Source organism: Natrarchaeobaculum aegyptiacum, assembly GCF_002156705.1.
Lineage (GTDB): Archaea > Halobacteriota > Halobacteria > Halobacteriales > Natrialbaceae > Natrarchaeobaculum > Natrarchaeobaculum aegyptiacum.
Genome location: NZ_CP019893.1, coordinates 1,446,603 through 1,471,196, shown reverse-complemented (window position 1 = coordinate 1,471,196; position 24,594 = coordinate 1,446,603). Strand labels below are relative to the sequence as shown.

The following is a 24,594-nucleotide window of genomic DNA, read 5'->3' as shown; positions in this document are numbered from 1 at the left end:
TCTGTGGATTGATTCGGTGCTCGCTCACTCGAGGACCGCTCGAACCGGCTCGTCGGCGACCATACTGGTGAGGACGACGCGGTCGACGCGGTCGTCCGTTCGAACGGGGTCTGCGATCTCGCGTGCCACGGCCAGGTCTGCGTCGTCGTCGACCATGTTCAGGAGCGCGACGACGGTCGCCGCCGGTGGGACGTCCTTCAGGCCGCCGTCGGAGGCCGTCAGCACTGTCGCGATGTCCCGGGAGCCGATCTCGTCGCCGACCTCGAGCCCGGTCAGCGCGGCGACCCGTTCTGGCCGGTGGACGTATTCGTCGGTCAGGGGCTTCCCGACGGCCTGTACGCTCGCGATCGGGACGACGGTGTCGGCACCCTCCGGGATTCGTGGCTCGTGCTCCGCGGGTGCCTTGAGCAGGCGCGTCCGGGCGCCGTCGGCCTTGACCAGCACGGGGACGTCCGGGCCCTCGCTGGCGAGCCGGTCGACGACGTCGCGGTCGTAGCCCTCGTACCGGTCTGACCGATCGCGCGCGGCGACCAGTCCGAGCGGCCACTCGCCGGTTGCTCCGGCTTCCCGGGCAACTACGAGCGGCTCGTCCGTAACCGCCACGTTCGCGACCTGCTCGTCGAAGATCGGAATCCTGACCGTCGCGGTGAGGATCGCCCGCTCGAGCCGGTCTGCCAGCGTGTAGAGCGTCGTCTTCTTCCCGCCAGCGCCGACGACGCAGGTCATCCCCGGGCCGGCCTCGAGGGCGTCGGCCAGAGCGGTCATCGGGACCACGCCCCGGTTTCCGCCGACGAGCGGGTGTTCTCGTCCGGGTCCGGGCCTGTATCCAGCGACTCGAGCGCTCCGGGATCGTCGACCAGGTCCACGAGGTCGAGGCGCTCGAGGAGGTCCCGAGTCGGTCGGCCCTCGCGATCCCAGTCGCGGGCGTCGTAGTAGTGCTCGAGCACCGACTCGAAGACGGCCGCGTCGATGCCGTTCGGTTCGTCCGTTGCGGCCTCGCTGTGATCGCTCGAGTCCTCTTCGTCGGCCGATAGAGCGCCCGGCAACGCGTCGTCTTCCCGCGAGAACCCCTCGCGGACGTTGAACAGTCGCACCAGCGTCCAGATCCGTTCGCCGACGCGCTCGAGGTCGGTCGGCTCGTGGTCGTATCCCGCCGCCGTGAGCCACTCGCTCCCGAGATCAGCCTGCAGGACATCCTCGAGGAAGTCGTCGGCGATCAGGCTCCAGAGTACGGCGCGGCGGTCCTGCTCGTCGATCACGCGCTCGGCGGCCCGGTCTCGTGACCACGTCTCGGCGTCCACCGGTTCGAGTTCGACCGGTCGGGCCCGGCGGTGACAGCCGCCGCGGTCGCTCGTCGCGTAGGCCAGCGCCATCGCCTTGGCGTTCCCCGGGTGGTACGAGGAGAGCTCCATCCCCTTGACCGTCGGGACGAGATCCTCGCCACCGATGTCCTCGGCTGCCCGGTCGACGCCGTCGGCGAGTGCGTCCCCGAGCGGGCTCGAGCGGGTGGCGATCTCGTCGACCAGTTCGCGGGCGGCCGTCTCGTCGCCGAAGGAGAGGTCGCGCTCGAGCAGCCCTTCCTGACTGGCGCGGATGGCCCAGGCGACGGCGTTACCGGCGGTGATGACGTCCATGCCGAGCTGGTCACAGCGAGCCCCGAGGGTCGCGACCGCGTCGAAGTCGTCGATGCCGAGTCCCGCCCCGAAGACGATGGGTGTCGCCCCGCGGACGACACTCTCGCCGTCGTCGTGCTCGACTCGGAACCCGCCCGGGACGGCGTCCTCGGGCCGTTCGCGTTCGGTCGCCGCCTCGCGGGCCTGCTCGATACCGATGTCGTCGGCTCCCTCGAATCGGTCTTCCTGCCACCCTCGCGTTGGGAGCACGCCGACCTCGTTCGCGAAGTCGACCGTCTCGAGGGTGTCGCTCGAGGTGAGCCACTGGCCGGCGTCGCTCGCGGCGAAGGCCTCGTCGTCGCGCTCTTTGAGGGCTTCGACGGTCCGCGAGTCGGGCTCTGCCGGGGGATCGTGGGCGACGACGGCTTTCAGGTTCTTCGCGCCCATGACGGTTCCCGCGCCGCCCCGACCGGCGTGGTGATCGCCGCCGTCGGAGGCGATCGTCGCGTACCTGACGCCGTTCTCGCCGGCAGGTCCGATGCAGGCGACCGCCGCGTTCGGGAACGCCTCGTCGGTCCCCGCAGCGTCCAGTCCGGCGAGGTCGGCGGCCGACTCGAGCGTCGCCTCCCCGTTTGCGACCGAGAGGACGACCGGTTCCTCGGCCTCGCCGGTGACGACGATCCCCATGTGGTTCTCGAGCGACCCTGCCAGTCTCCCGGGGAAGGTCCCGCCGCCGTAGGAGTCCAGAAACGTCCCCGTCAGCGGGGACTTCGTGATCGCCGCGTACCGTTGCTCACCGGGCAGGAGGCCGGTCAGCGGGCCGGTCATAAACAGCAGGGCGTTCGCCGGCGAGAGGGGGTCGGTGCCCGGCTCGAGTTCCTCGTAGAGGTACCGGGCGCCGATTCCCTTCCCGCCGACGTACTGTGCGAGCCAGCGCTCGGGGATCGGCCGGCTCGTAACGGTCTCCCTGCTGAGGTCGACTCGGAGGATACGGTCCGCGACGGGCATTGCAGTAGGGTTTGCTCCAGAACCTGTTAAGGAATGCGATGTGCCTAGACACTATTCACGAACGATCCGCTGGCGTGTTATCATGCACTGTGGACACCACGAAAGCCCCTGCCGGTATCCGGTCGAGGGCCTCGCTGCGCGCCTCGCGTTGCTCGGTGCTTGCATCGTCCGTCTTCCCGGATACCGGCAGCCCCTTTCATTCCCACCCGCTGTGGCTGGCCAGTCAAGCTACGTGGGAGGGAATGAAAGGGGCCGACGCGTGCGTGGCGGCTCCACCGCCACGTCATAGCGGTCGGTTCCACCGACCGCCCTCTCGATCCGTCCCCGGCGATGTAAGCACGCGAACGAGAGTGAGCGCGCAGCGAGCCGCGGATGGTCGAGCGGGCCGGGGGCTTTCGTGGTGTTCTACCGGAAGAACGAGCCCCTACAGGCATATCCGAACACGACTAGCGCTGAACTCGGAACAATTAGGCCCCTCGAGCCGGGGTGTGTGGGTATGGACGTTACAGACGAGGATGGAGTCCGGACGATCACGTTCGACCGGCCCGAATCGATGAACGCCGTCACCGAAGACGTCGCGAGAGAGCTTGCGGCGGCCATTCTCGAGGTCGGCCCCGACGAGTACCACGCCATCGTCATCACGGGCGAGGGCGACGCGTTCAGCGCGGGGGGCGACCTCGAGGCGATGGCTGCCCGCGAGGAGACGCCGAAGGAGTCCTACGATCGGCTCTGTGAGACTCTCGGTGAAGTGGTCGAGGCGGCGCTGCTGACCGAGGTGCCGATCGTCGCGAAGGTCAACGGCGACGCGGTGGGCGCGGGGCTGTCGATCACGGCGATCAGCGACTTCGCCTACGCCGTCGACTCCGCGTCGTTTAGCTGTGCGTTCGTCCGGGTCGGGCTCGTCCCCGATACGGGCGGGACCTTCCTGCTACCCCAGTTGATCGGGCTCCGGGAGACGAAACGGCTCGCGCTGACGGCCGAGTTCGTCGACGCCGAGGAGGCGGCCGACCTCGGGCTGATCAACGAGGCTGTCCCCGAGGAGGACCTCGAGGAGCGCGTCGACGACCTGCTCGAGACGCTCGCGAAGCGACCGTCGGCGACGGTCGGCCTCGCCAAGCGGACGATCCACCAGAATCTCGGCCGGCAGTGGCAGGAGGCTCTCGACCACGAACTGCTCGCCCAGACGCTCGCTTACGGCTCTCCCGAGCACGAAGACGGCGTCAACCGGTTTCTCGAGGGATCGGACTGACTCCAGACGGCGCGGTCGGCGCGTTCGACGAGGTGTCAAAACTATCACGACGGGGGAATTACCCCCGGAATATTTACCTGTCTCGTGCCTCTAGTTACCCATGACCAACGTCCTACTGGCCATCGACGAAGCGGAAGATCGCGTGAACAGACAGCTCGAGACGCTCGAGGACCTCGCGCTCGCAGACGGGGCCAGCGTCACCGCCCTCTACGTGTTTTCGGACAATCCCTCGGGAGCCTCGGTCAACCAGCTCAAGACCGCGCGCAGGGCCGAGGAACGACTCGAAGCGGCCGGCTACGACGTGACTCTCGACGAGCGCAGTGGCGAGCCGGGAGAAGAGATCCTGACCCACGCCGCCGAGAACGACGTCGACCTGATCTGTCTGGCGGGGCGAAAGCGGTCGCCGACGGGGAAGGCGCTGTTCGGCAGCGTCACCCAGGACGTGATCCTCGGGACGGACCGTCCCGTCCTGATCGCCGGCAACGACCCCGAAGAGTAACGAAACCGATCGTTTTCCGGCGCAGTTCTCAGGCGACTCGACGCCACAGCGACTCGTCTCTCCTCGTAGTACCCACCGGCTACCAGTGCCGGTCAGTTCCGCGCCGCTGGTGGCTGCTGAACCTGCTCGACGATCGGCTGTTGCAGGTCGAGTGCCATCGCCAGTTCCGTGACCTGCCGTTCGACGACGTCGAATCCCACGTTCTGGTAGACCGTGATCGCCCGTCGGTTCCCGCTCGAGACCGAGAGCGTGAGTTCGTCGTGAGCGCGGTCACCGGCGTGGGCGATCAGCTGTTTGACCAGTTCCGACCCCACGCCACGGTTCTGGTAGTCCTGGTGGACGAAGATGACGAACTCGGGATCGGCCGATTCCGCGGGGATGACGGCCACGTGACCGACGACCCGGTCGCCGTCCAGCGCGATGAGGTTCCAGCCGGTATCCAACAGGCGGGAGAGCCAGGCTTCGAGTTTTGGCGTGGTCGCTGGCGGAAGTCCCATCGCTCGGCTGTGCCCGTCGAGGTCCTCGTACATCTCGACGAGTGCGTCGAAGTCGGCGGGCTCGGACGGACGGACCAGCATCGGGTGGCCCTCGCGGTCGGTGAACCGGGGACAACGCGGTGGACACAGCGGCGTTCCCTCACAGGAGCCGTTGTCCCAGGTGCAGGCGACGCTCGAGTCCGTGCCTGTGCCCATGGCTGTGCCCCAATCTCTGTCCACGTCGGTGCTCGCCGGACGGCACTGGCTGGTCTTCCCAGCGGCGGCAGGGTCGTCCCCGCCTGCCCCGGGTGGCTCGTCGTCGGAGGATCGATCGGTCATACGTCCAGTGTCGCTCTAGTTTCCCATAACTTGGTGTCCGGTATTTCGGGGGCCTTCATAAGCGACCTCGGCTCGAGTGCGCACTGCGTTCGCATCGACGGTGATGGTCAGCGTTCCGGGTGGAACCCAGCCTCGACACACGAATCACCCAGAGTGCGAAGCAGTTGGCGGATTCGTTCTCGTTTCACGTACCCGAGATGTTGGGGGGCGAACGGGTCAGTACGGCGCTCGTGATAACCGGGCCACGACTGTCTGGTTTCGACGATCGTCGTAAAACATCTGCCGTCTGAGGCGGGCCGACTCGACGGCGTCGTCCGGCTCTCCGGTCGCTGGCTCGCCGGACTGCCGTCCGAATCGCGTCGCGGGCTGCCCCCGTGACGGGTGCCGTTGACGGGCTCACTCGAGCGGCGTGTCCGGCTGGTTTGGGTTCGGCCGAACGCGACCGCAGACCCGTCGAATGCAACTTGAATCCTGCGCTCGAAGGCGTACTCGTTCGTCTCGTTCGTCGATCGAATCGGGGTCGGGCGGTCAGCCGACGGGGGCCTCCCGTGACACGGTGAGACTAGGGTTTTTTATCTGTTGGGAGGCTCAAGAGATGACAACGCGCATGGTGGGAAAATACGTCACCTCCGAAAACAACTTGCCCGAGGATCCGGCGGGCAAGGAGATCGAACTTCAGGTCAGTGACGAACAGACCAAAGAGATCTCGAACGTCCGGGCGAAGATCGACAAAACCCCAGCGGGTCTGTCCGATCCAGATACGCTGACTGTCGTAAAAGGTCCCCACGAGAACATCGAGGAGGAGTGGTACATCGACATTCTGGAGACCGAACGCGACGAGACGGTCGACGCGGAGTTGCTCGAGTCGATCATGGCCGATCTGGAGGACGAATCGACCGTGATCAACACGCGCTCGGCGGAGGTGAAGACCCTGCTCAAGTACCTCACCGAGACCGGCGAGTTCACCTCCGTCTCGGAGGCAAGTCGGACCATCATGCTCGAGTACCTCTCGGAGACCCATCCGAACCTCGTCAGTGAGTACATCGATCTCAAAGTACAGAACGAACGCAGTGAACTGGCCGAGGAGCTGTACGACCAGCGATGACGATCAACAGCCTGCGCCAGTACGTCCACGCCCTCGAGAACGATGGCGACCTCCATCGTGTTTCCGAACCCGTCTCCTGGAACCTGGAGGCCAGCGCGGTCACCATGATGGCCAACGAAGACGACGGAACGGTCCCCCTGTTCGAGGACGTCGAGTCGGCGCGGCTGATCGGCGATCCCTACCGGGGAAGCCAGTCTCGCCCGTGGGACCGGATCGCCCTCGGCCTCGAGTTACCTCGCGGGCTCTCCTACCGCGAATTCTACGAACTCGTCATCGAGCGCCTCGAGAATCCGGAGGAGCCGGAACACGTCGACGCCGCCGCGGCCCCCTGCAAGGAGGTCGTCAGAACCGGGGACGACGTGGACTTACTCGAGTTTCCGTGGCCGTACATCCACGCGGGCGACGGCGGGCGCTACTCGAACCTCCACACGCTCGTCGCGCCGGATCCGGACTCGGCGTGGACCGACTGGTCGTACCACCGGTCGATGATCCACGACAGCAAGTCCGCGAGCGTGCTCTTACTTGCCGGCGAGCAGACGCCGAACCTCTACTACTACAAGTACGAGCGCCGGGACGAACCGATGCCCGTCGCTATCGCAGTGGGCGCTGAACCGGCCGTCCAGTACACGTCCGTGATGTGGATCCCGACGGGACGCAACGAGGCGGAGTTTGCCGGCGGACTGAAGGGTGAACCGATCGAACTCGTCGAGTGCGAGACCAGCGACCTGCAGGTGCCGGCGACGGCCGAGTTGATTATCGAGGGTGAGATCGTCCCGAACGAACGCCGCGACGAGGGACCGTTCGGTGACTACTTCGGCTACATGCACGGTCCCCGGCGCTCGATGCCCCTGCTGCGCGTGACGGCGATCACCCACCAGCAAGACCCGATCATCCCCTTCTGCGTCGAGGGGACCGGCGTCGGTTACTCCGAGAACTCCACCAGTTCGATGGAGATCGGTTGCGTCGGCCCCGACGCCACCCTCGGCCTCCGGGCGGCCGGCTTCGACGTCGAGTACTGCGTCCCCTGGAAGTCAACCCCGCGAACCGTCTACGTCATCTCGACGGAGACGACCGACCCCGGCTACCTCCACGAACTCGCGAACTTCATCTTCACGACCTGGGGAATGTTGCACGTCGACTTCTTCATCTTCGTCGACGCAGACGTCAACCCCCTCTCCCAGCGAGAGGTGCTCGAGGCGCTGGCGCTGCACGCCGACCCCGACAGCGACTTCCACCAGTTCGGCGTCGAGACGATGCCGAAAGTGCCGCTGAACATCTACCAGACGCCCACGGAGAAAGGCGACGTCCAGACGGGAACGTCGAAGGCCAAGACGGCGAAAGCCTACATCGACGCGACCCGGGACGGTTACGCAGACGGCGACGCTGGCGAGAACGACCGTGGCGCGACTCGAGGGTTTGCCGATCTTCGCGAGGGTGGACCGACGGGCCGCCACGACGACGTCGAGGTCACCTACCGCGCCCAGCAGATCCTCACGGATGCCGGGGTCGATCCGGACCACTTCCCGTTCGTCGATCCGGGGGAGGTCGACCGATGACCTCGCTCAGGTCCCACCTCGCGGCCCTGCGTGAGGCCGACGACCTCGTCACGATCGATCAACACGTCCACTGGGATGGGACGGCTGCGACCGTCGCGAGCGAGGCCGTCCGTCACAGCTGTCCCGCGACGCTGTTCGAGAACACAGCCGGGAAGGTACGCCTCGCGAGCGGCGCGTACGCGAGCCTCGACCAGTTCGAGAACCGCGACCGGCGGCCGTGGGATCGACTCGCTCGCGCGCTCGACCTCGGCGCAAATTGCTCGTACGTCGACCTCCTCGAGCACCTTTCGACCCGCCGGGAGGCCCCACCGCTCGAGGAGCGCCTGACCGACGAGCCCGACCTGTCGGCACTCCCCGACGCCGACCTCACTCGGCTCGGGCTCCCGCTCGACCGCGACGTCGCGCCGCTGGTCGATCTCGGCCTGCTCGTCCTCGACTGTGGCGGCGAGACGACGTGGGCTCCGATCCGCGGCCACGCCATCAGGAGCTCGAAGCTTCGGCTCGCGGTTCCGGAGGCGGTCCTCGAGTGGCCCGCCGACGAGCGGCTGACCGACGTCGAGGCGAGCGTCGTCCTCGGCGTCTCCGCCGGTGCGCTCGTGGCGGCCCTGCAGGGGTGGACCCAGGACCGGATCGATCCAGCGGTTCCCGACCGGGCGGGCGAACTCGCCGACGTGCCGGTGGCACGGGCCGACTCGAGGCTCGTTCCGGCCGACGCGGAGGTCTGTATCGACGGCTGGCTCAGCGCCGTCGACGCCGGCCCCGGCGCGCCACGGGCGGCCTGGGAACTCGCCTCGGAGGTGGCACTCGTCGATCTCCACGTCGACGCTATCGCGACCCGGCCGGAGCCAGTCGTCGCGTTCACGCCGCTCGAGAAACCGCTCACAGCCGACGTCCACTTCCAGAGCCTCGTCGAGGCCGCCCAGCTCTCACGCCGGGCGAACAACTACTGGGGGGTCTCACCCGTCGAGTGGATTCGCCTCCCCGTCGAGGCCCGACTCGGCCTCTGTATCGTCTCGAGTGAGATCCTCTACGCCGGGTTCGAGTGGCAGCTAGCGAACATGCTCTTTTCGTTCTCGGACCTCTTCGACAAGGTGCTCGTCCTCGACGAGCAGGCCGATCCCACCAATCTCGCTCGAGCGGTCGACGACATGTGGGTGAAAGCCCATCCGGCGAACGACTGGACGTTCAGCGAGCCGAACGCGCCCGCGGCCACGGCGCCGTTCTACCGCCGCGACGGCACCACCGGTTCCCGGCTCTACATCAACGCGACCTGGGACCCGCGCTGGGACGAAGAGTACATCGCCCCGCGGGTGACCCTCGAGACCTCCTTCTCGGAGAACGTCCTCTCGTCGATCGCCGATCGGTGGGAGGAACTGGGACTCGACGATCTTTTGGCGGATCGGCCCCTCGATGCGCCCGATGACCGAGAGTGAGCGCGAGAGCGAGAACGGGCGTGAGCCCGACGCCGAGTTCGTCCGCGTCCCGGTCGGCTACGGGACGCCCGAGGGGATCAACAGCGCGTACGTCCTGCCAGACCACGGCGTCGTGATCGACCCCGGTCCGCCGTCGCCGCCAGCCTTCGAGACCCTGACCGACGAACTCGAGGCCGTCGAGATGGCGGTGACCGACGTCGACCACGTCGTCGTCACCCACTGGCACGTCGATCACTCGGGGCTCGCTACCCGGCTGGCCCGCGAGGCCGAGGCGACCGTCCACATGCACGAGGTCGACGCCCCGCTCGTCGGCGACTACGCGGAGAGCCGCCCCGAGCGCGTCGACCGCGACGACCGCACCCTCCAGCAGTGGGGCGTTCCCGAGTCGACCCGTGACGCGATCGCCCAGACCGATACGCCGACGTCGATGCCGGACTCGTTCCCCGTCGAGACCCACGACCACGGCGATACCGTCGGTGGTGTCGAACTCCTGTCTACCCCCGGCCACACGGCCGGCCACCTCGCGCTCCGGACCCACGAGACCCTCTTCCTGGGTGATCTCCTCTTGCCGACGTACACGCCGAACGTCGGCGGGAGCGACACCCGACTCGACGACCCGCTCGGTGACTACCTGACCTCACTCGAGCGCCTCGAGGCCGTCGCCGACGAACACGGGTTCACCCACGGCCAGCCCGGTCACGGGACGGCGCTCGAACTCGCCCCCGAGATCGCAGACGTGAGAGCACACCACCGCGAGCGGGCTGCCGCGGCGTTCGAGTCGCTCTCGAGCGGTAGCGAGGGCGACGGCGGGGGCGGGGGCGGGGCTGCCAGCGACGAGCCCGGAACCACTCCGTGGGCCGTCGCCGGCGACCTCTTCGGCGATCTGCAGGGCTTCCACGCGAAGTTCGGCGCGGGCGAGGCCGCCGCCCACCTCGAGCGTCTCGCCGAACTGGGCGTCGTCGAGCGACTCGAGGGATCGACGATCCGGTACCGGCAAGCGGTCGAGGAGTACCCGTCACCGGAGTCGCTGACGCCGTAGCGCAACCTGGTTTTCACGCGCGGCGATCGAACGGACGCACTGCTCGTCGTGTCCCGGTCGATCGCAAAAATGGGCTGTGGTGGGTGTCGACTGTGGTGTCCCCGCGACGACGGAGCAGGGAGTTCGGTGGCAGACTCGTGACGCGAGTTGCGCGGCTGGTCGAGCGCTCGAGACGACGGCTCAGCGGTCGTCGATCACTCGTCGTAGCCGGGTTCTTTCTCGCCTTTCTCGACGGCGATGAAGTCCGGCTCTTTGTCGTTGATGAACGCCTGGGTGCCTTCCTTGGCGACGTCGGAGCCGAGCAGGCGGTTCTGGAGTTCGCGCTCGTGAGCCAGTGCGTCCGACAGCGGCATCTCGAGGCCCTCGTTGACGGCGAGCTTGTTGTTGCCGACGGCGACGGCGGGCTTCTCGGCGATTTCGGCGGCGAATTCGCGGGCGGCGTCCTCGACCTCGTCGGGGTCGTGGAGTTCGTCGAAGATGCCCTTCTCGGTGGCTTCCTCGGGAGTGAGGGTGTCGCCGGTGAGCATCAGGCGCAGGGCCTCCGAGCGGTCGATGTAGCGCGGGAGCAGCTGGGTACCGGCCTCGCCGGCGATGAGGCCGAGGAAGATCTCCGGCATGCCGATGTTGTAGTCGTCGTCGTTGCCGACGTAGCGGAAGTCACAGGCGAGTGCGAGCTCGAGCCCGCCACCCATGCAGTGGCCGTTGACCATCGCGATGAAGATGGTGTCGGTGGTGCGCATCTTCATGATGACTTCCTTGCTGGTCTGGCTCGCGTAGCCGACCTGTCGGCCCGATTTCTCGTTGAGCTCGTTGATGTCGAATCCGGTCGAGAAGAACCTGTCGTTGGAGCTACCGAACAGGCAGACGCGGACGTCCTCGTCGAAGCGGACGGCCTCTACTGCTCGCTGGAGTTCGAGCAGAACGTTGATGTCGTGGGCGTTGGCCGGTGGTCGGTCGAGACGCAGGGTGCCGATGTGGTCCTCGACCTCCGTCGTGAAGTACTCTAGCTCTAGCTCATCGAACGCTTTCAGTTGCATACAGGGTAGAGATTGACACAGGGCTATAAGAAGGTTTCCCAATCGTCACGCCGCCGTGAACCGCTCGAGCGGCCGCTGACGGGTTCGTGGCGGCGCGATGAGATGAGGTGGGGTGAGTTACGGTGCCGACCTCCCCGCGGTGGCCACCGGCTTCGGGGCGGTCGGCCGGCTCGAGTCGACGATGGGGAGTTCGTGGTGTGACGATCGGTGGGCGACCGTCGTCGTGAACGACGAGGTCGATTACCGACCGGTGTCGGGCGTCGCACCGTCGTACTTGATGCGCTCGAAGACGGTGTGGCAGCCGTTGCAGTAGTACTGGCGCTTCGAGATTTCCCCGCCGAACTGGGAGTACCGTTCCGTCTCCGTCGACTCACAGAAGGGGCAGACGGCGGTCGGTTCGGTTGCGTTTGCTGACATGGTATCAGTTCATCGCGTACAGCTCGTTGCGCTCGCCGCTGATCTGGCTGACGTCCTCTTCGGCGATCGCGCCGTCGTCGACGCGGCGGCGGGTCGCGTCCCACTCGTCGTCGTCGGCGGCGACGTCCCAGTCGACGTTCTCGAGCGAGACCGGGGTGTCGGCGAACAGGTCGCGGTAGTGAGCGGCGAACGCCTCGCGGATCTCGGCGACCGGTCGGTTCGTGAAGCCGGCCTGGTAGACCGGATCGGTCTCCTCGTCGTAGCTCTGGGGACCGATGAACGCGAGGGCCTGGGGCAGCGTCTCCTCGAGCGCTGCCTGGATCTCCTCTGGTTTCTCCTCGGCCAGCGTCTCGAGGCGGGCGTCGTGGTACTCGAGGTGGAAGTACTCGTCTTCGCCGATCTTGGTGAGCAGCCCCTCGAGGTCCTCCTGATCGATGGCGTCGAGCAGGTACCACGCGGCGCGGTCGGCCGGCCCGACCGTCGCCATGAAGGCCGCCCAGTCGCCGTCGATCGCGTCGAGGCAGGCGGCGTTGGCGAACTCCTCGGGGTCGCGTGCGCCACGGATCCACTCCATGTCGCGACCCTGGTCTTCGAGTTCGTTCGCGAGCTGGCGGATGTGACCGATCTCGTCCTGTGCGGCGCTCGAGCCACCGATGGTGTCCTCGAGCGTGTCGCCGGCGAGGCTCCACTGGCTGTAGCGCTGGCTGAGGACGAGCTTGGTGTCGGTGACGGCCTGCACGTAGTCGATCGCTTCGGCGGACCAGTCGCTCATCGGCTCACCCCCGCGGTGGGCATCTTTCCGGTAACCTCGTGGAGGTCGTCCTGGGCGACGACCGCCATGTAGTCCCAGTCCTCTTCGTCGAAGGTTTCGTATGCGTACATCTTTGCGAGTCTCTCGTTCTGTGCGGTGACGTTGCCGATGTGAATCGTGTCGTCACCGGGGTGCAGTCGTGCGAATACGTCGTACTTTTGCATGGGTTTTCAGGTGCTACGGTCGTGTTCAGATGCTGATTCCGGAGTTGCGGAGCTTCTCTCGGACGTCGTCGGTGAGCATGTCCTTGCTCCAGACGGGGTCCCAGACCACGTCGACCTCGACGTCGTCGACGCCGTCGAGTACGGTCAGACAGCTCCGGATGTCGTTGTGAATCATGTCGTAGGCCGGACAGCCCATACACGGGAAGCTCATCTCGACGGTCACGTGCCCGTCGTCGTTGCGAACGTCGTAGATCATCGCCATCTCGACGAGGCTGACCGGGATGTGGGGGTCGGGGATTCCATCTAGGACGTCCCACAGTTCACGTTCGAACGGGGTCGAGTCGTCTCGGCGCGAGCGGACGAACTCGCCGACCTCGGAGCCACCGACGTCTGCGTCTGGGTCTGGCTCGCCGAACTGTCGTCGTTCGCTGGCGTTTCGCTGTGTGCTGGACATGATCTAGATCTGGACCTCGACGGTGCCCGACTGGAGCAGGTCGACGTAGTGTTCGTTCGCCGGGCCCCGATTCCGCCAGCGGTCCATGACGTCCGACCACGAGATCGGTTCGTCGAACAGCCACTCCTTGTTGTCCTCGTCGAAGGCGACTGGCATGTCGTACTCGAGGACGTACTCTTCTTGCTCCTCGTCGTAGTGCGCCGGGACGTCGAGGTCGAGTTCGGTCAGGAACGGCATGGCGCGGTGCAGCCAGTCCTGACGGAGTTCGTCGTTGCTCAGTCCCTTCAGGCGGTACTCGAGCTGGTCGTCGTGTTTCTTCTTGTCGTCGGGCAGACCGAACCACTCGACGGCCATCGGGAACATCCAGTCGACGGCGTCCTGGACCTTCTCGCGGGTCTTCTCGTTGTTGTTGGCGAGTCGGCGCATCCAGGTCTCGCCGTGGCGGAGGTGGAACTGCTCTTCCTTGCTGACTTTCGTGAGCGCGCGCTTCCACGGCGCGTAGGAGGTGTTCTCGTGGACGTCCGCGAGCAGCGTGATGCCCGCGCGGTCGAACAGCCCGTGCGCGGTGACGAGTTCCGCGAAGGTGTCGATGTGCTGGTCGAACCCGTACGTGTTGCGGAACTCGTGGGGTTCGCGCTCGTAGATGAGCTCGTGTCGGTCCTCTCCCAGGTCCTCGAGCAGGCGATAGGCGATGTGGCCGTGGCCGAGCTCGTCCTGGATGACGCTAACACACGATGCGCGGGCGTCGAGCGACGGCGCGTTGAGCGACTGCTCGTAGTACGCCGGTGCGCTCATCAGTTCGGTGTCTGCCGAGACGGTCAGAATCTGCTTGAGCGCCTGTTTGTAGCCGTCGGTCATCTCGTCTACCGATTCGATCATCCGCCCGTTCTGTAACTCTTCTTTGAATTGCTTCTCACTGGGCATAGGTTCAGGCCTTCGACTGATCGTTATCACGCCAGGGTTATAATTGTTTTCTGTATACGCTGAGCGTACCGTCTGGCCAGATTTCGATCGCTCGCAGGACCTGTCACGATTCCCGCCATTCGACGGGTCGTTTTCCTGCCAGCAGGCTGTCGTGAACGTGGTTCGAGCTATCGGTGCCTTTTTTGGTGGTCCACGTCAGAGGGTAGACCATGACGTACGAGATACGGAAGGCCCGGAGAGAAGACGGTGACGAGTTGCTCGAACTCTGGCACGGCTTCACCGACCACCTCTCGGAGTACGACGACCGCTATCACCACAAAGAGAGCGCGGACGAACGCTGGCTCCAGTACTTCGAGAGCCAGTTGCTCGACGCGAAGTACGGCGCGGTCTTCGTCGCCGAAGAGGAAGCGTCGGGCGACCTCGTCGGCGTCCTCGAGGCCCGGATCATGGGCAATCACCCGATCTTCCGCCTGCAGAATCACGGCTACATCAACGGTCACTTCGTCGACGACGACCACCGCGGCGAAGGTATCGGCAGCGCGCTCCTCGAGGCAGTCCACGACTGGTTCGAGGACGCCGGCAAGGACGTGGACTTCTACCGCGTCGACGTGATCGACGGCGACGACGACTCCGCGACGTTCTACGAGGCGAACGGATTCGACGCGGTCGAACACGTCTACGAACGCTCGATGGAATCGGAGCGGTGAGCGATGGTCGAAACGTACACCGTCGAATTCGTCGACGAGAACCGGACGATCGAGGTCCCGGAGGACAAGCCGATCCTCGAGGCAGCCGAGGAAGCTGGCTTGCGCCCTTCCTACCAGTGTCGCATGGGCGTCTGTGGCGTCTGCAGCGCGATGTTGCTCGAGGGTGAGGTCGATCAGTCCGAGGGGATGTTCCTCTCGGATTCAGAGCAGGAAGAAGGCTACGTCCTCACCTGTATCGCGAAACCGCGGTCGGACCTTCGCCTTCGCACCGACGAGAGCCCCTGAGCTTCTGTCGACGCATTCTCCGTCTTCCCTGCGTTCGTCCTCACCGGAGCCGTCGCTGGCGCTCGTGGCCCGCCGGACCGGCCCCGTTTCGTGGTGACTCTCCGCTCTACTGGCCCCGTATGCTCGAGCTGTGGCCACCAGTTCTCGATTCCGCTCACGCGCGCGAGGACCATTGCCTCCGGGCCCGCTTCGGTCGCCGTTCGGCTGTCCTCGAGGCCGGTCGATTGCCACGTGACGGGTCGGCTGCCGGCGGTGGTGCTCGCCGATCTCCCGGAGTGGCACCCGTCGAGTGTATACGAATGATGTATACAACAGTTGCATACTCCCGGTCGCGTCGTGGAACCGACTATTCGATCTCGACGACCGTTCGACGCGCTGGCACGTCACCCGATGCCCACCGCTTCTAGCGGAGCCGTTTCATTCGACTGCCGTCGGAGGTTCGCCGATCGAATTATTACAGTCGTACTGCTGTAACTGTTGTCACGTCGGTCGGCGAAACGCCGTGCTGGCGAGACGGTCGATCGGCCGAAATCTCTACCAAGAGCGCGTGCTGGTCGTGTATACGGTACGTGAAATCACGTGCGGACGTCGGTCGTTCGACACTCATCTAATTACAAGTGTACTTGTGTAAATACCGGCGAACCGTGCTGGAGACTGCCCAGTAGGATCAGATTGTTCATGACAAATTCAACGTCGGGACGACTCGAATCGGGCATTACGAAATACGTATACGCTACCCGATTACGCCATTCGTAATGGTATGTGACGTTGACAGGACCGTTCGCCGAGGGTCGACGACAGCGTGACACGGTCGAATCGGAAAGAACGACGGTGACGAGTTCTCGAGGAGCGATCGACGGCAGTCGGGCCTGCCGACTACTGTGCTTCGGCCGTTTTCTCGCGTTCCTGATCGCGCAGTTCGGTGCGGCGGATCTTGCCCGTCTCCGTGCGGGGAAGCGACTGACAGAACTCGACGTCTCGCGGGTACTTGTACGGTGCGAGGGTGTTCTTGACGTGGTTCTGGATCTCGTCGACGAGGTCGTCGGAGCCCTCGTGGCCCTCCTCGAGGACGACGAACGCCTTCACGATTTCACCGCGCTCTTCGTGTGGACTCCCGACGACGGCCACTTCCGAGACTGCCTCGTGTTCCTCGACGACGGCCTCGACTTCGGGTCCGGGAATGTTGTAGCCACTCGAGATGATGAGGTCGTCGCGCCGGGACTTGTACTCGAGGCGGCCGTCCTCGCGCATGACGAAGATGTCGCCGGGGATCGACCAGCCGTCCTCGACGGCGTCGGCTTGCTTCTCGGGGCGGTCCCAGTACTCGATACCAGTGGGGCCGCGGACGGCGAGCAGGCCGGACTCCCCGCGCTCGAGTTCCTCGCCGGTGTCGGGGTCGATGATCTTGGCCTCGTAACCGGGGACCGGGAAGCCAGTCGCGGTCGGGTCGATTTCCTCGTCGTCGTGGCGGTGACTGATGAAGATGTGGAGCATCTCCGTCGTCCCGATGCCGTCGAGGAGGTCGATGCCGTAGGCCTCCTCGAAGTTCTCGAACGTGTTCGGCGTCAGGGGCTCGCCGGCGCTCATGCCGACGCGCAGCGAGGAGACGTCGTACTCTTCGGGGCCGTCGGGGTGCTGGGAGAGGATCTGGTTGAACGCGGTGGGGATCGAACAGAGGACGGTGATGCCGTGGTTCTCGATGGCCTCGAGCAGGTCTGCCGGGCTCGCGTCTTCGACGAGGCTGGTGCTGGCGCCGAACCGGAGCGGGAACGTGACGAGGTCGCCGTAGCCGTAGGCGAACGGAAGCGGCGGGTTGCCTCCGAAGACGTCGTCTTCGGTCGGCTCGAGGCAGTATCGCGCGTAGGTGTCCGCGGTCGCGAGGATCTGACGGTGGGTGTGGATCGCGCCCTTCGGGCGACCGGTCGTCCCGCTGGTGTAGAGCATCAACGCGAGGTCGTCGCGTTCGGTCTCGTAGGCCTCGAGCTCGGAGTCGGCCGCCTCGACAAGCTCGTCGTAGCTGTGGTGGTCGTGGTCGACGTCGTTTCGCTCGGCGACGATCACGTTCTCGACGGTCTCGAGGTCGGGCAGTGCCTTGTCGATCTCGTCGACGAGATCGTCGTAGACGACGACGGCCTTCGCCTCGGCGTTGTTGATGATGTAGTCGAGTTCCTTCGCGCGCAGGAGTTTCATCGAGGGGAGGGCGACGCCACCGATCTTCTGGACGGCGAGACAGGTGACGACGGCCTCGGGTCGGTTCGGGAAGCGGACGACGACCCGGTCGCCGGCCTCGATGCCGAGGTCACGCAGGGCGTTGCCCATCCGGTTTACTCGCTCCTGAAGGTCGGCGTAGGTGATCTCTTCGTCCTCGAAGTAAATCGCGACGTTGTCTCCCCGTCCCTCGCGAACGTGGCGGTCGACGAGTTCGTCGGCGACGTTGACGTGCTTCGGGTAGTGCACCTCTGGCGTGGTGTACACGTAGTCCGGAGCGGCCGATTCGTCTGGCAAGTACTCCTCCGGAATGGTAGGCTGCATAGCTGGGTAAACCAACAGAGCAGCAAATTATATAGCTACTGGTTTTCATTCGCCCACTCCTTCCAGAATAGTACCACGCCGGGCAGTTCGGTACCGTCCGTGACCGGCTGAGAGGCCACAGTCACCGACGACTGGTCGTCGCCACCCGGGCACAATTCCTGCAAATTTATACGCCGTTTTTTATTTACGGTGGTACGTGCGTAACTACGGCCGACCACCCGTTCATTTTACGTTCATGGGGGAAGAACGTATTACTGTCTCCGACAGCGACCTCGTTCGTTCGGCTTCCCACGAACCGGGTGAGACGCCGAGACAGCGTCCGCTCGTGCCAGCTCAGGTCCAGAACCCGTCCGGATCGAAGGTCCGGACCAGCTCGAGTTCCTCGGCGGTCGGTTCGGCCGTCGTGGTCACGCTTCCCTCGCCGACGTCCTCGGCGGTGTTGACGTCCCACGGGAACGCCTCGAGAACCTCGTCGGCGTCTTCGCCGGGGTGGAGGCTCCGGAGGTAGAGTTCGCCGGCGTCGTCGAAGCCGAACGTGGCCTTCGAGGTGACGAGGGCACTTGGACCGCCGCCGGGTGCGGGATGGTTCTCCCGGGCGGAGCCGTCGCTGGCGTAGCCGGGGCTGGTGACGTAGTTGACTTCCTCGACGAACCGGCGGGGTTCGTGGGGCATGAGCAGCACCGTCCGGCCGGCCATGGCGGCGATGTCACAGGCGCCGCCGCTGCCGGGCAGCCGGATCTCCCGGTCGCCGGCGTCGACCCACGTCGTGTTGAGGTTGCCGTAGCGGTCGATTTCGGCACCGCCGAGGAAGCCGACGTCGACGTCGCCACGCTGGAGGCGGGACATGATGTCGATCATGCCGGTCGTCGAGACGGCCTCGTTCAGGTTCGGCAGGTCGCACATCGTGTGGATGAAGCCGTCGGCGGGAGAGTCCCTGACGACGCCGCTCTCGTAGACGGCCATCGCGTTCGGGGCGTGGGTGCTGACGGCGACCTGGAAGGCGATCAGCGGCAGGCGCATCCCGACGAAGGCGACGTCGCCGTCGTCGATCTCGCTCGCGGCGGCGGTCACCATCAGTTCCCGGTCGGTGTACTCACTGGCCATACTGCACCTCCGCGGCGACGGTCGGTTCGGTGATCGAGAGGTCTGCCTCGACGAGGTCGCGGTACTCCTCGCGACTGTCGACGCCGTAGACCCACGTCTCGGCCCACTCGTCGAACGCTTCCTGTGTCTTCGTCTGCTGGCTGTACTCGAGGTAATACTCGTTGTCCCGGTTGTAGTAGCCGGCGACGGGCGAGGGGTGAGCGCCGAAGGGGACTTCGGCGACGGCGGTCACCTGCTCGCGAGTGATGGCGACCCGGCTCGGGTCGCTCGTGATGACCTCGGGGTCGACGATCTCCTCTGCGGTGACGAGGACGTTGTCGGCGGCACCGACGGCGGGATCGGTGATGCCGGTATTCCCCCAGAGGTGAGCGTCGCCCTGCGGGCTGGCTCGCTGGGCGTGAACGATCGTCCAGTCGGGGGAGATGGCGGGAATCAGCGCCACCGTCTCCTCGGTGAACGGATCGGTCGACTCGAGGAAGCGGTCGTTGCGCTCGAAGATGTCGCTGCCGAGGATCGAGCGCGTCGGCAGGTACGGGACGCCCATTGCGGCCGCTTTGAGCGAGAGGGCGATACTGAAGTTCGAGTGATCTTCGACCTCGATGCGGCCGTCTTCGACGGCCTCCCTGAACCGGTAGCCGGTTCCGGCGCTGACGTTGCCCGCCCACGCGGCCCGGACCGCCGACACCGCATCGCCGCCGACGAGCTGGTCGAACAGCAGGTCGCTGATCGGCCCGATGAGCGTCAGATCGTCGATTCCCTGTCTGAGCAGTTCGTGTCCCGCGGCAAACGGGATGGCGTGCTCGAGCGCGAGGCCGGTCGCGATCGAGCTTCCGGGCTCGATGCGAGACACAGCCTCGGCCAGTGGCTCCGAGTCTGTTGCCATGTACCCACACGTTCCGAACAGGGACGTATAAAGTTCTCTACTCTGTGTACTGTCACCGGCTGTCAACGCCGCTGATCAAAAATTATATACCGATCCGGCATGGATAGCCGGGTATGTCTCAGGGAGACAGTGGTACGAGCGAATCGCGAACCGTGGGGACGACATCACAAACGATTTCACGACGAGGCTATCTCGCAGGTGCTGGAGCCGTCGGTGCGGCGGCGCTGGCTGGCTGTGCCGGCGGCGAAGACGACGACACGTTGACGGTGGGCTTTGCGCTTCCGTACACGGGGACCTACGCGATGCTCGGCGAGAGCATCACCAACGGCTTCGAGTTGTATATCGACGAACACGATGGCGAGGTAAACGGCCGCGAGGTCGAGTTCGTCGAGCGAGACACCGAAGCCGACACGAACCGCGGCGTCGACGTCACCCGCGAACTGCTCGTCGAGTACCAGGCAGACGCCATCGTCGGCCCGGTCTCGAGTGCGGTCGCGATGGCGATGATCGACACCGTTCAGTCCGAGGCGAATTCAATCTGGTTCAATGCGAACGCTGGCGACTACCGGGTCACACAGGACGGCTGTACGCCGTATCACTTCCGGACCTCGTTCAACGACTGGCAGACCTCCGCGCCGCTCGCGGAGTTCGTCTACGACGAGGTCGCCGACAACGTCTGTCTGGCCTACGCTGACTACGCGTTCGGCGTGAACTCGAAGGACTTCTTCGCCGAGGAGTTCGAGGACCTCGGCGGCGAGGTCGTCGACGAAGTCGGTGCGCCGCTTGGCACCGACGACTACTCCTCGTACCTCGGCCAGATCGAGGACAGCGGTGCGGAGGCGGTGTTCTCGTTCTTCGCGGGTGACGACGCGGTCAACTACGTCAACCAGTTCAGTGACTTCGGCCTCGACGAGGAGATGACCCAGACCGGCAGCGGCTTCCTGCTCTCGGGTGACACCCTGCCCGCCCAGGGTGACTCCGCACTCGGCATGTACTCGCTGTTGCACTACGCCGACACGCTCGACACCGATCGCAACCAGACGTTCTACGACGCCTACGCCGACGCCTACGGCGAGGGACCGAACGTGTACGCGTGTCAGGGGTACGACTCCGCGCAGGCGTTCGCCGCCGCAGTCGAGGAAACGGGCAGTTCCGACGCCGACGACCTGATCCCCGCACTCGAGGGACTCCAGATCGACAGCCCGCGTGGACCGCTGGCGTTCAACTCCGAGACGCACGACCCGGTCCACAACCTCTACGTCCGCGAGGTCGTCGAGGGTGACGATGGTCCCGAGAACGAGGTCATCGAGACGTTCGAAGACATCGAGGGCCCCACCTGGGGCTGCAGCCTCTAGATCGATGCCTTCGAGTACGTCGCGATCGAACGGGCCGAGCGGAGTCACAGACTGGCTTCAGAGAGACAGGTGAAATTATAGTATGCTAGAAGTGTTTATTCGATCGACGTTCCTGGGCCTCCAGCTCGGGATGACCTTCGCCCTGATCGCCGCGGGGCTGACGCTCATCTTCGGCATGATGGACGTCATCAACTTCGCCCACGGCGCGCTCTACATGCTGGGTGCGTACTTCGGAACGGTCATCGCCGGCACGTTCGGGAACTACTGGCTGGCGTTGCTCCTGGCACCGCTGTTCGTGGGCCTGATCGGGGCGGCCATCGAGATCTTCTCGCTTCGCCCGCTCTACGGCCGCAACCCGCTGTATCACATCCTGCTCACCTTCGGGTTTGCGATCGCGATTCAGGGGGCGATCGTCCTGATTTTCGGCGGCCAATCCAGACGGATCGACGTCCCGACCGTTCTCGAGGGCACGATTCAGGTCGGCCCAGTTACCTATCCGGTCTACTGGCTGTTCGTGCTGATCGTCAGCACGGTCCTGATCGCCCTGATCTGGATCGGAATCGAGCGGAGCAACCTCGGGATCCTGATGCGTGCGAGCGCCCACGACACCGAGATGGTCAACGCCCTCGGCATCGACGTCAACAAGGTGTTTACCGGCGTCTTCGTCTTCGGTGCCATACTCGCCGGAATCGCCGGTGTCCTGCTCGGGGGTTCGCGCTCTGTCCACCCCGGGATGGGGATGGGAATCATCATCGAGGCGTTCGTCATCGTCGTCATCGGCGGGCTGGGGAGTTTCCGCGGGGCCGTCTACGCGGCCCTGCTGGTCGGGCTCGTCACGGCCTACGGCTCCGTGATCGCACCGACTCTGACGGAGCTGTTCCTGTTCGCGATGATGGCGATCGTCCTGATCATCAAACCAAGTGGCCTGTTCGGGGCCACGGAGGCAGCATAGATGCAGTGGTTCACCGACTTCTTCGATCGGAGTCACGCGCTCGAGACGGGCAGCGAGATCCTCTCCTCTCGCGGCCGGCTCGCGGTGGCCATCGCGGTCGTGTTGCTGGCCGTCGTCGCACCGGTCATCAATGTGTTCGAGCCGTTCTGGCTGAACATCCTGGTGCGGATGCTGATCTTCGCACTGCTCGCACTGAGCCTCGACTTCATCTTTGGCTACGCCGGCTTGCTCTCGTTCGGTCACGCCGCGATGTTCGGGGCTGGCGGTTACGCGGCTGCACTGCTGATGCGGGAGTACACCCAGAACCTGTTCGTCGTGTTACCAGCTTCCATCGTCGTGGGTGTCATCGTCGCCGCGATCATCGGCTGGCTGAGCGTGCGTGCGAAGGGAATCTACTTCGCGATGCTGACGCTCGCCTTCGCCCAGATGTTCTACGTCATCGCGTTTACCGACCTGCCAGCGACCATCCTCGACGTCGACGAGGTAACTGGCGCTGACGACGGACTGGTCGGGGTCGCTGGCTTCGAGCTATTCGGCGAGCCGATTCACCAGCTGGCCGGCCTCGATCACCGGCTCCTGTACTTCTACATGACGCTGGCGCTCGTCGTGGTGTCGCTGGCGGCGATCGTTCGGCTCGCGAACTCCCCGTTCGGTCGCGTGTTGCAGGCGATCCGCGAGAACGAAGAGCGCGTCGAGTTCATCGGGTACAACGTTACCCGCTACAAGGTGATCGCCTTCTCGATTAGCGGCGGCTTCGCCGGCCTCGCGGGCGGTCTCTACGTGCCGTTCCAGAGCGTCGCTCACCCCGGCCTGCTCCACTGGGAGATCAGCGGTGAACTGATCGTCATGCTCCTGCTCGGCGGCCTCGGCACCCTCTGGGGGCCGATGCTCGGGGCCGGTCTGGTGGTCCTCGTCGAGGACCTCCTCGGCGGCGTGGCCAGCTGGGAGATCATCCTCGGTGGCATCTTCATCGTGGTCGTGATCTTCGCACCACGAGGACTTGCCGGGATCCTGATTTCGATCCGGAACGATCCGAGTCAGGCACTCACGAACGCCAGAAAAACGCTTCGCAATTACATCGAGAAGGTGAAAGGATAATGAGTGATGCTACTCAATCACAGACTGCAGCGTCGACCGACACCGGGATGACCGATGTTGCCCTCAAGACCGAGGGCCTCACCAAGAAGTTCGGGACGCTCACTGCCGTCGACGGCGTCTCACTCGAGATTCCGGCCGGCGGGATCACGTCGATTATCGGTCCGAACGGGGCCGGCAAGACGACCTTCTTCAACATGGTCACGGGCAAGCACACGCCGACGTCGGGGACGATCGAGTTCTTCGGTGAGTCCATCGTCGGCGAGTCGCCCCACCGGATCGTCAACCGGGGGATCGTGCGCTCGTTCCAGATCAACAACTTCTTCCAGGATCTTACGGTCCTCGAGAACGTGCGTCTGGCGACCCAGGCACACTACTCCGGCTTCGCGCCGAGTGACTTCACGCGCCACCACGCCGCCCTCGAGGAACCGATCGCGGACGCTCGCGACATCCTCGAGCGCATCCAGCTTGCAGAGGAGTCTGCGACGCCGGCTGCGAATCTCGCGTACGGGCAGCGCCGGCACCTCGAACTCGGAATCGCGCTGGCGGCCGACCCGGACTTGCTGTTGATGGACGAGCCGACTGCGGGGATGAGCCCGGACGAGACCGGCGAGATGGTCGAGTTGATCGAAGCAATTTCCGAGGAGGCGACGGTGGTGTTGATCGAACACGACGTCGATATCGTCATGGACATCTCCGACCAGATTGGCGTGCTGAACGAGGGACAACTGCTGGCATGGGGGCCACCCGAGACGATCAGCAGCGACGACCGCGTGCAGGAAGCCTACCTCGGAGGTGGTGGCAGTGTCTGAGGACGATCTGCTCGTCGTCGACTCGATCGATACTTACTACGGCGAGAGCCACATCCTGTTCGACCTCTCGCTGTCGGTCGGTCGCGGTGACATCGTCGCGCTCGTCGGCCGGAACGGGGCCGGCAAGACCACGACCCTCCGCAGCATCATGGGACTGACCCCGCCCGCGGCTGGCACCGTGACACTGGGCGGGACGGATATCACCGGATTCGAGCCACACGAGACCCGGAAAGAGGGAATCTCGTGGATTCCGGAGGGCCGACGCGTCTTCGGCGGGCTGACCGTCGAGGAGAACCTGCGGCTGGCCGCCCACAGCGGTGCGGACGACCAGAGCGAACGGTTCGAGGAGATCTACCAGCGCTTCCCGCGACTCGACGAGCGGCGGGGCCAGAAAGCCGGGACGATGAGCGGGGGCGAACAGCAGATGCTCGCCATCGCGCGTTCGTTACTCGGCCCCGACACCGACGTGCTGTTGCTCGACGAACCGAGCGAGGGACTGGCCCCGCAGATCGTCGAGGACGTCGCCGACATCATCCGCGAACTGAACGAGGAAGGCGTCACGATCCTGCTGGTCGAACAGAACGCCAACATGGCCCTCGAGCTGTCCGACCACGCCTACGTGCTCGAGAACGGGAACATCGTCCACGAGTCGCCGGCCTCGGCCCTGCTCGAGGACCGTGAGGCGATGGAGAGCTATCTCGGCGTCAAATAGCGGGCTGGTGGTGAGCGAGATGTCGTCGTCCAG

25 protein-coding genes are annotated in these 24,594 nt (G+C 65.2%); 13 read left to right on the top strand and 12 right to left on the bottom strand.

Going from position 1 to position 24,594, the window contains the following annotated elements:
- Window positions 1-24 precede the first annotated feature (24 nt).
- Entirely contained in the window at window positions 25-765 is a 741-nt protein-coding gene (yqeC, locus tag B1756_RS07295; RefSeq protein ID WP_086890085.1) for a selenium cofactor biosynthesis protein YqeC, read from the bottom strand.
- On the bottom strand, window positions 762-2,621 hold the full coding sequence (locus B1756_RS07290) for an aldehyde ferredoxin oxidoreductase family protein (protein ID WP_086887942.1): 1,860 nt from the start codon (window positions 2,619-2,621) through the stop codon (window positions 762-764). Before B1756_RS07290 ends, yqeC begins: the two co-directional genes overlap by 4 nt.
- A gap of 496 nt (window positions 2,622-3,117) precedes the next feature.
- Between B1756_RS07290 and B1756_RS07285 the strand changes: the two genes are divergently transcribed.
- Window positions 3,118-3,870, top strand: a complete 753-nt coding sequence (locus B1756_RS07285) for an enoyl-CoA hydratase/isomerase family protein (RefSeq protein ID WP_086887941.1) — start codon at window positions 3,118-3,120, stop codon at window positions 3,868-3,870.
- Between the two features lie 100 nt (window positions 3,871-3,970).
- On the top strand, window positions 3,971-4,369 hold the full coding sequence (locus tag B1756_RS07280; RefSeq protein ID WP_086887940.1) for a universal stress protein: 399 nt from the start codon (window positions 3,971-3,973) through the stop codon (window positions 4,367-4,369).
- Window positions 4,370-4,461: 92 nt separating this feature from the next.
- Here the strand turns inward: B1756_RS07280 and B1756_RS07275 are convergent, their stop codons facing one another.
- A complete protein-coding gene (locus tag B1756_RS07275; protein WP_228434533.1) occupies window positions 4,462-5,184 on the bottom strand; it encodes a GNAT family N-acetyltransferase in 723 nt (240 codons plus the stop codon).
- Between the two features lie 595 nt (window positions 5,185-5,779).
- Here B1756_RS07275 and B1756_RS07270 point away from each other — a divergent pair.
- From B1756_RS07270 to B1756_RS07255, 4 genes are read left to right on the top strand one after another with little or no spacing between them, the layout of a single operon-like run.
- Window positions 5,780-6,289: a hypothetical protein gene (locus B1756_RS07270; protein ID WP_228434531.1), complete on the top strand. Its 510-nt coding sequence runs from the start codon at window positions 5,780-5,782 to the stop codon at window positions 6,287-6,289.
- The gene (locus tag B1756_RS07265) at window positions 6,286-7,845 is read left to right on the top strand and encodes a UbiD family decarboxylase (protein WP_086887937.1); all 1,560 of its coding nucleotides are present in this window, start codon (window positions 6,286-6,288) and stop codon (window positions 7,843-7,845) included. The genes B1756_RS07270 and B1756_RS07265 overlap by 4 nt, the downstream gene beginning before the upstream one ends.
- Window positions 7,842-9,278, top strand: a complete 1,437-nt coding sequence (locus tag B1756_RS07260; RefSeq protein WP_086887936.1) for a UbiD family decarboxylase — start codon at window positions 7,842-7,844, stop codon at window positions 9,276-9,278. The genes B1756_RS07265 and B1756_RS07260 overlap by 4 nt, the downstream gene beginning before the upstream one ends.
- Window positions 9,265-10,317, top strand: coding sequence for an MBL fold metallo-hydrolase (locus tag B1756_RS07255; RefSeq protein ID WP_086890084.1), 1,053 nt, complete (start codon window positions 9,265-9,267; stop codon window positions 10,315-10,317). Before B1756_RS07260 ends, B1756_RS07255 begins: the two co-directional genes overlap by 14 nt.
- Window positions 10,318-10,511: 194 nt before the next feature.
- On the opposite strand, the gene B1756_RS07250 is transcribed toward B1756_RS07255, so the two are convergent.
- The 6 genes from B1756_RS07250 to B1756_RS07230 all read right to left on the bottom strand — a co-directional run bounded on the left by B1756_RS07250 (window position 10,512) and on the right by B1756_RS07230 (window position 14,124).
- Entirely contained in the window at window positions 10,512-11,354 is an 843-nt protein-coding gene (locus B1756_RS07250; protein WP_186336512.1) for an enoyl-CoA hydratase/isomerase family protein, read from the bottom strand.
- A 240-nt stretch (window positions 11,355-11,594) separates the two neighbouring features.
- Window positions 11,595-11,771 (bottom strand): PaaD-like zinc ribbon domain-containing protein, encoded by a 177-nt coding sequence (locus B1756_RS19580; protein ID WP_186336511.1) that lies wholly within the window; start codon window positions 11,769-11,771, stop codon window positions 11,595-11,597.
- 4 nt (window positions 11,772-11,775) lie between these two features.
- Window positions 11,776-12,543, bottom strand: a complete 768-nt coding sequence (locus B1756_RS07245; RefSeq protein WP_086887935.1) for a Phenylacetic acid catabolic protein — start codon at window positions 12,541-12,543, stop codon at window positions 11,776-11,778.
- Window positions 12,540-12,746 (bottom strand): phenylacetic acid degradation PaaB family protein, encoded by a 207-nt coding sequence (locus B1756_RS07240; RefSeq protein ID WP_086887934.1) that lies wholly within the window; start codon window positions 12,744-12,746, stop codon window positions 12,540-12,542. Before B1756_RS07240 ends, B1756_RS07245 begins: the two co-directional genes overlap by 4 nt.
- Window positions 12,747-12,771: 25 nt before the next feature.
- The gene (locus tag B1756_RS07235) at window positions 12,772-13,200 is read right to left on the bottom strand and encodes a metal-sulfur cluster assembly factor (protein ID WP_086887933.1); all 429 of its coding nucleotides are present in this window, start codon (window positions 13,198-13,200) and stop codon (window positions 12,772-12,774) included.
- A gap of 3 nt (window positions 13,201-13,203) precedes the next feature.
- The gene (locus B1756_RS07230; RefSeq protein ID WP_086887932.1) at window positions 13,204-14,124 is read right to left on the bottom strand and encodes a 1,2-phenylacetyl-CoA epoxidase subunit PaaC; all 921 of its coding nucleotides are present in this window, start codon (window positions 14,122-14,124) and stop codon (window positions 13,204-13,206) included.
- 209 nt (window positions 14,125-14,333) lie between these two features.
- On the opposite strand from B1756_RS07230, the gene B1756_RS07225 reads away from it, so the two are divergent.
- Together B1756_RS07225 and B1756_RS07220 are read left to right on the top strand one after the other, a co-directional pair.
- Window positions 14,334-14,831 (top strand): GNAT family N-acetyltransferase, encoded by a 498-nt coding sequence (locus B1756_RS07225; RefSeq protein WP_086887931.1) that lies wholly within the window; start codon window positions 14,334-14,336, stop codon window positions 14,829-14,831.
- A gap of 3 nt (window positions 14,832-14,834) precedes the next feature.
- Window positions 14,835-15,116 carry a 2Fe-2S iron-sulfur cluster-binding protein gene (locus B1756_RS07220; RefSeq protein WP_086887930.1) on the top strand — a complete coding sequence of 94 codons (282 nt, stop codon included), beginning with the start codon at window positions 14,835-14,837 and terminating at the stop codon, window positions 15,114-15,116.
- 876 nt (window positions 15,117-15,992) lie between these two features.
- On the opposite strand, the gene B1756_RS07215 is transcribed toward B1756_RS07220, so the two are convergent.
- From B1756_RS07215 to B1756_RS07205, 3 genes are all read right to left on the bottom strand, one after another.
- Window positions 15,993-17,648 carry an acetate--CoA ligase gene (locus tag B1756_RS07215; protein ID WP_086887929.1) on the bottom strand — a complete coding sequence of 552 codons (1,656 nt, stop codon included), beginning with the start codon at window positions 17,646-17,648 and terminating at the stop codon, window positions 15,993-15,995.
- Between the two features lie 333 nt (window positions 17,649-17,981).
- On the bottom strand, window positions 17,982-18,752 hold the full coding sequence (locus B1756_RS07210; protein WP_086887928.1) for a CoA-transferase subunit beta: 771 nt from the start codon (window positions 18,750-18,752) through the stop codon (window positions 17,982-17,984).
- The gene (locus B1756_RS07205) at window positions 18,742-19,635 is read right to left on the bottom strand and encodes a CoA transferase subunit A (protein ID WP_086887927.1); all 894 of its coding nucleotides are present in this window, start codon (window positions 19,633-19,635) and stop codon (window positions 18,742-18,744) included. The genes B1756_RS07210 and B1756_RS07205 overlap by 11 nt, the downstream gene beginning before the upstream one ends.
- A gap of 113 nt (window positions 19,636-19,748) precedes the next feature.
- On the opposite strand from B1756_RS07205, the gene B1756_RS07200 reads away from it, so the two are divergent.
- The 5 genes from B1756_RS07200 (at window position 19,749) to B1756_RS07180 (ending at window position 24,561) form a co-directional block, all read left to right on the top strand.
- Window positions 19,749-20,990: an ABC transporter substrate-binding protein gene (locus B1756_RS07200; RefSeq protein WP_086887926.1), complete on the top strand. Its 1,242-nt coding sequence runs from the start codon at window positions 19,749-19,751 to the stop codon at window positions 20,988-20,990.
- Window positions 20,991-21,072: 82 nt separating this feature from the next.
- Window positions 21,073-21,942, top strand: a complete 870-nt coding sequence (locus B1756_RS07195) for a branched-chain amino acid ABC transporter permease (RefSeq protein WP_086887925.1) — start codon at window positions 21,073-21,075, stop codon at window positions 21,940-21,942.
- The gene (locus B1756_RS07190; RefSeq protein WP_086887924.1) at window positions 21,943-23,040 is read left to right on the top strand and encodes a branched-chain amino acid ABC transporter permease; all 1,098 of its coding nucleotides are present in this window, start codon (window positions 21,943-21,945) and stop codon (window positions 23,038-23,040) included.
- Window positions 23,040-23,849 carry an ABC transporter ATP-binding protein gene (locus B1756_RS07185; protein ID WP_086887923.1) on the top strand — a complete coding sequence of 270 codons (810 nt, stop codon included), beginning with the start codon at window positions 23,040-23,042 and terminating at the stop codon, window positions 23,847-23,849. The genes B1756_RS07190 and B1756_RS07185 overlap by 1 nt, the downstream gene beginning before the upstream one ends.
- The gene (locus B1756_RS07180; RefSeq protein ID WP_394340695.1) at window positions 23,833-24,561 is read left to right on the top strand and encodes an ABC transporter ATP-binding protein; all 729 of its coding nucleotides are present in this window, start codon (window positions 23,833-23,835) and stop codon (window positions 24,559-24,561) included. Before B1756_RS07185 ends, B1756_RS07180 begins: the two co-directional genes overlap by 17 nt.
- Window positions 24,562-24,594 lie beyond the last annotated feature (33 nt).